General features: G+C 54.7%; 5 protein-coding genes. 3 read left to right on the top strand and 2 right to left on the bottom strand.

Annotated features, from left to right (window positions below):
* From VEI96_02090 to VEI96_02080, 3 genes are all read left to right on the top strand, one after another.
* On the top strand, window positions 1-231 hold a 231-nt coding region (locus VEI96_02090), incomplete at its 5' end, for a hypothetical protein (GenBank protein HXX56774.1).
* Between the two features lie 19 nt (window positions 232-250).
* Complete coding sequence (locus VEI96_02085; GenBank protein HXX56773.1) at window positions 251-1,138, top strand: diguanylate cyclase; 888 nt, start codon at window positions 251-253, stop codon at window positions 1,136-1,138.
* 225 nt (window positions 1,139-1,363) lie between these two features.
* Window positions 1,364-3,649: a DEAD/DEAH box helicase gene (locus VEI96_02080; GenBank protein ID HXX56772.1), complete on the top strand. Its 2,286-nt coding sequence runs from the start codon at window positions 1,364-1,366 to the stop codon at window positions 3,647-3,649.
* Window positions 3,650-3,657: 8 nt separating this feature from the next.
* On the opposite strand, the gene VEI96_02075 is transcribed toward VEI96_02080, so the two are convergent.
* The gene (locus VEI96_02075) at window positions 3,658-4,773 is read right to left on the bottom strand and encodes a site-2 protease family protein (GenBank protein HXX56771.1); all 1,116 of its coding nucleotides are present in this window, start codon (window positions 4,771-4,773) and stop codon (window positions 3,658-3,660) included.
* A 138-nt stretch (window positions 4,774-4,911) separates the two neighbouring features.
* Window positions 4,912-5,733 (bottom strand): hypothetical protein (locus tag VEI96_02070; protein ID HXX56770.1); only part of this gene is annotated, 822 nt, incomplete at its 5' end.

Raw genomic sequence — 5,733 nt, 5'->3', positions numbered from 1 at the left:
GGACTCTTCATAAGGTCCCGGAATACCTTCGCCGCTGGAACAATAATCGATATGACCATTCACCTCCCTGATGACTCCGTATCAAAATTGAGAGGAAGGGTCGCGAGGGTTCTCGAGAGGGCTGACGGCGGAGGAAGATCCCTCGAAGACGGAATGGGAATAGCACTAGTTGAAAAGGATCATAATTATGTCCGCCTAGTGGCGTCCCTTCTTTCCGTCAGAAAATCTTAGAACATCGATGGATGAATTCTTGAAAAAGAGATGGCACGAAGAGATGGATGAAAGAAGATCGGTTATCGTTGTTGATAATGAGGAAACGATCCTGTCGCTGATCCGGGAGATCTTCACGTCCCATGGGTACCATTGCGAAACGGCTCCCAGCGCCGTTATTGCTCTCGAGCTTTTGAGCCGGAGAAATTTCGATGTTATGGTAACGGATATCGTCATGCCCGGTATGGACGGCATCGAACTCACGAAGGCGGCCAAGAGCATCAGGCCCGATATCGCAGTCATCGTCATGACGGGATTTGTCGAAGATTTCACCTATGACGAAGCCTTCGAGGCAGGGGCTGCTGATTTTATAAAAAAACCTTTTACGGAAAAGGAGATACTCATGAGGGCTATGAAGGTTCAGCAACAAGAGAGACTCCTTGCGATGTCGATCACCGATGAACTCACCGGCATCCATAACCGCAGGGGATTCTTCGCCTTCGCGGAAAGGCTTCTCATGATTGCCAGGCGGCAGAAAAAAGGACTCTTCATGCTCTACGCCGACCTGGATCATCTGAAGGAGACAAATGATACCTTAGGTCATCGAGAGGGGGATCGGGCGCTCGTCGATTTTGCCCACGTACTCAAGGCGACGTGCCGGGAGTCAGACATCGTCTCTCGAATCGGCGGTGACGAGTTCGCGGTCATCCCGATAGGAACCACCCGGGAAAGCGTCGAAGCGATCATCACTCGTCTCGAAAAGAGCATAGAAAATCACAACGCAACAGGGAAGCGCAGCTACAGGCTATCGATAAGTTTTGGCGTATCCTATTATGACCCGGAAGACCCCTGTTCCGTTGATGCGTTGATTGCTCAGGCCGACAGGATGATGTATCAGCAGAAAAGGCTGAAGCGGAACCTTAGCTGAGCGCGCACATCGGGTAAGAATCGCGGTGTTCGTTGCGCCCGCTTTTCTCCGTATCGCTCCTCTGATGACCTTCTGGTGGGAGTCGTGACCATTCGGTCCGGCCGATTCTTCCGGTCTACATAGCTTCAACGAAACATGCTGTTTGTATACCGCGAATCTCCGGCCGATGCTGGCTGGCCGTTACCTTCGGAGAAGTGAAGCAACAGGTCATTGTATAATGGGAGCATGTCTGTCGTCGATTTCCTCGAATCCCTCGAAAGGGAGAGGCGCTTCGCAAGCCAGCTCGCCGAACATACATATATCTCTTCGGTCGCGCCTCGATACAAGAAGCTGGATCTCGATGAGAACCTGAGGGCGGTCCTCGGAAGCAGGGGAATGGAGCGGTTCTGGAGCCATCAGGTCGAGGCGATAGATCTGATCAGACAGGGTGAGAACGTTGTCGTCATGACGCCGACGGCGAGCGGGAAAAGCCTCATTTACAACATACCGGTCATCGAATCGATCATAGCCGACCCCGGATCAAGAGCGCTCTATATCTTCCCCCTCAAGGGACTCGAACAAGACCAGGTAAAGAACCTCAACGAACTTTTCGATGCCCTCGGGATGCATACGGAACTTCCCTTCCATGCCCGGCCCCAAAAGGGGCGAAGCGTGATTATCGAGCCTGCCGAGGTTTATGACGGTGACACAACGGCCTACAGGAGGGAAAAGATCAGGAGGCTCAAGCCGAAGGTGATATTCACCAACCCTGATATGCTCCACCTCGCGATAAACCCCTTTCACCGAAAATGGGAGGAATTTTTCAGGAACCTCAAATACGTGGTGACCGATGAGATCCATTCCTACCGAGGTGTCTTCGGCTCTCATGTGGCCCATGTGCTCAGGAGATTGCGGAGGATTTGCCACCACTGGGGGTCCAACCCTCAGTTCATTGCCTGTTCGGCCACCATCGCAAATCCCCTCGATCTGTCAGAGGAACTCACGGGGATCTCCTTCAGGCCGGTCCTCGAAAGCGGTGCTCCCCAAGCGGGACGCCACTTCATATTCCTGAACCCTCACGACAGCCCGTACACGGAAGCGACATGGCTCTTCATCGAGTGTCTGAAGGCGGGGTTGAAGACGATCGTATTTACGAAGGCGAGGAAGATCACCGAGCTTCTTTATCGGTGGACTCTCGACAGGGAACCCGGGCTTGCCGAAAAGATCAGTCCCTATCGTGCGGGCTTTCTCCCCAGGGAGCGGAGGGAGATAGAGCAGAGGCTTTTCACCGGAGAACTCCTCGGTGTCGTCTCGACCAGCGCCCTCGAACTCGGCGTCGACATCGGAGGCCTCGACGCATGTATTCTCGTCGGATATCCCGGTTCAGTATCGAGCACCTGGCAGCGGGCCGGCAGGGTCGGGAGGCACGGGCAGGAGTCTGTGATCTTTATGGTAGGCACACAGGATGCGCTCGATCAGTACTTCATGCGTCATCCCGACTCTTTTTTCGAAAAGAACCACGAGGCGGCGGTAATCGACCCCGACAACACCACCATCCTGAAGAGGCATCTGCCCTGTGCTGCCTCGGAGGCGTATCTGGGGAAAGACGACCCTGTTTATGACGTGAAAAGACTGAGGCCACTGTTCAATGAACTTGTGGCTGACGGCCTCCTCAATCCGGGAAAGAAGGGAGACATTTGGTTTTCCCGTGTGAGAATGCCCCAGAGGGAGGTCGGTATCCGCACGATCGGCGAGCCCTTCCCTCTCCTCGATGAGCGGGGGAAGAGCATCGGTGAACTGAGCGGGTACAGGGTCCTCAGAGAGGCGTTCCCGGGCGCGATCTATCTCCACCGGGGAAGACAGTTTATGGTGAGGGATCTCGACCTTGAACGAAGGAAGGTCGTCTGTACTGAAGTCGATGTCTTTTACTATACCCAGGCGTTGTCGAAGGAAGAAACGGAGATCATCGAAGAAAAGGAAACAAAGGACCTCCTGAGATTCGCCGTCCACTGGGGAACCCTGAGGATGACAAACAGGATCACCGGATTCGAGAAGAGGAACATCTTTGACCGGACACGGCTTTCGAGGCATGAACTCTCGATGCCGGAGTATCTCTTCGATTCCGAGGGGCTCTGGATAGAGATAGATGGAGATACGGTGAGGGCCCTGGAATCACGCGGTCATGACCTTGCGGGAAGCCTCCACGCAGCGGAGCATGCGTCTATCGCATGCATCCCCTTATTCACGCTCTGTGACAAGGGAGACATCGGAGGTCTCAGCTACAGTCTCTACCCTCGCTTTCGGAAGCCGGCGATATTCATCTACGATGGATACGAAGGCGGCATCGGCCTCACGAAGAGGGCGTTTCAGGTGATCGATGACTGGTTCAGAGCTACACTGGCGGTGATACGGGAATGCCCGTGCGAGGAAGGATGTCCCTCGTGTGTGCAGGACCCGCAGTGTGGTTCAGGAAACCAGCCCCTCGACAAAGAGGGCGCAAGGTTCTTGCTTGAGAGATGGACGGCGCATTGAGAAGGGGATCATCTCCTCATGAGCTGCACGTATTGTGCGATACCGTTTCTCGTGATAAGGCCTGCTACCCTATCATTTTCTGTAACGACGAGCCTCCCCCTGTCCTCCGCTATCATGATCTCGAGGGCCTGCATAACCGTGCTCTCCGGAGATATCTCCCACCGCTTACTGTGCGGCACGAGAACGTCGGCCACGGTCAGCGTCTGCCAGTCCTCTCTCGGGACATCCTTCACCTCTTTCAGGGTCAGCATGCCGAGGAGTCTTCCGTCATCGAAGACTGGAAACCCTCCGTAACCGTATCGGAGAAAAAAGAGATCCACCGCCTCGGCTAGGGTGGTCGACGGGCTGATCGTAACGATATCTCTTACCATCACGTCCCTGACCCTCACACCGGCAAGCGCCTCCTGGAGACTGACCTGCTGGTAGCTTGCCTGCGCCGCGGTAAAGAGAAACCACCCGATGAGCATCATCCATATCCCGCCGGGAAAACCGGCGAAGACAGAAAGCAGCCCGGAGAAGATGAAAAAGAGCGCTACCTTCTGGCCGAAGCCGGATGCCTTTCGGGTCGCATAGAGAAAATCATTCTTCTTTCTCCATATGATAGACCGCAATACCCTTCCGCCGTCCATCGGAAAACCGGGGATGAGATTGAATATGCCGAGAATGAGGTTGAGCCGTGCGACATAGGCGTAGAGGGCCTTCATCCCCTGGCCCTCCGTTGCCGCAGAGAGCAGGAAGAAGATCGCCGAGAGAAGGAAACTCGAAAGCGGTCCGGCCATCGCTATCGTGAGTTCCGCCCTTGGCGTCTGCGGTTCCCCCTTCATTTCTGAAACACCGCCGAAGATGAAAAGCGTGATTCCCGTTATCGGTATCCGGTAATGGAGAGAGACGAAGGAATGGGCGAGTTCATGGAGGGCAACAGAGATGAGGAGGAGCAGCGCCGCGAGGACTCCCTTAAGCCAGTAAGACGCGGTAGGGAGATCGGGCGCGGCCTGCGGGAAATAGAATTCGGACAACGACCAGGTGATCAGGCCGAAGATTATCAGCCACGAAAAATGGATCCTGATGGGAATCCCCATGATCGTCATGACCCTCCATGAGCCGCGGAGAAGAGGGCTGTTCATAAAGGATTCCCCCAGGAAAAGAGGTCGATGGCAAGACCCTTACTCATGCAGTGCATACCACAACGGGGTTCGTTGGAAGAATCCGAATGAAGACCTCATAACCATCGTGCGGCTCAGAACGCGTCGCAACGCAGTCCCCTAGTCGATGCATTGCGTTCGGCCACCACTATCCGTAGAAAGACTCGCAGGCCTTTCTGCTTTTGGTTCTCCCGAAAAAACCATGTGAGTCAGGAAAGCGCCAAACATCAACATCATGACAGGCGGCCACCACAATCCGAAATTTCTGTCCACTCCCCGGACTATTTCAGGGAGCACACCGATAGAGAAACACAGGAATGCCAATCCCCATCCAAGGATTGGACGCCCTTCCACCAGGAGAAAGCGAACGGCATAGACCGCCAGCACCGGCGCCACGATTACGTAACTGTTCCCCTCCGTCATCGGGTTAAAAAGCATCAGATACGTGGTGGCGAGTCCCAAAAGAAGACAGGCCTGCTGCCGGGGTTCGCAAATCCGCTTTGCCCCGATGAGCCATAGTATCGCCGTTACAAGACCGGCCATGATCCTCACGAACTGTGAGAAACCTCCCCTAAGGTCAACTCCTATGGTCTGCAAAAGTCCGTTCAGGTCGGCGAAACGATGTTCGGTGACAAGGGAGGAGGAAAAGAGACGTTCGACGGATTGCAGATACTGAGACAGCACATAGGGCGTTCCGGCAAAAAGAAAGGGGAAGGAAAGGAAGATGAGCACGCCCGGAATAAGCCGCCATAGTAAAGGTCGGTAAACGAGCGCTGCCAGGAGCACCATCACCAAGCCGAGGGGCTTGATCATCAGTGCGCAAAGAAGACAGAGCGATGCGGTCCCCCATGCGGATCGTCCGAGACATGCTGCCGCATGAGCAGTGAATGCGGCAAAGATGAGATTTGCCTGGCCGTTTCTCATGGCACCGAGACTCGGTGC

The sequence above is a fragment of the Thermodesulfovibrionales bacterium genome (genome assembly GCA_035622735.1).
GTDB lineage: Bacteria > Nitrospirota > Thermodesulfovibrionia > Thermodesulfovibrionales > UBA9159 > DASPUT01.
This window is presented reverse-complemented; position numbering and strand designations above follow the sequence as displayed.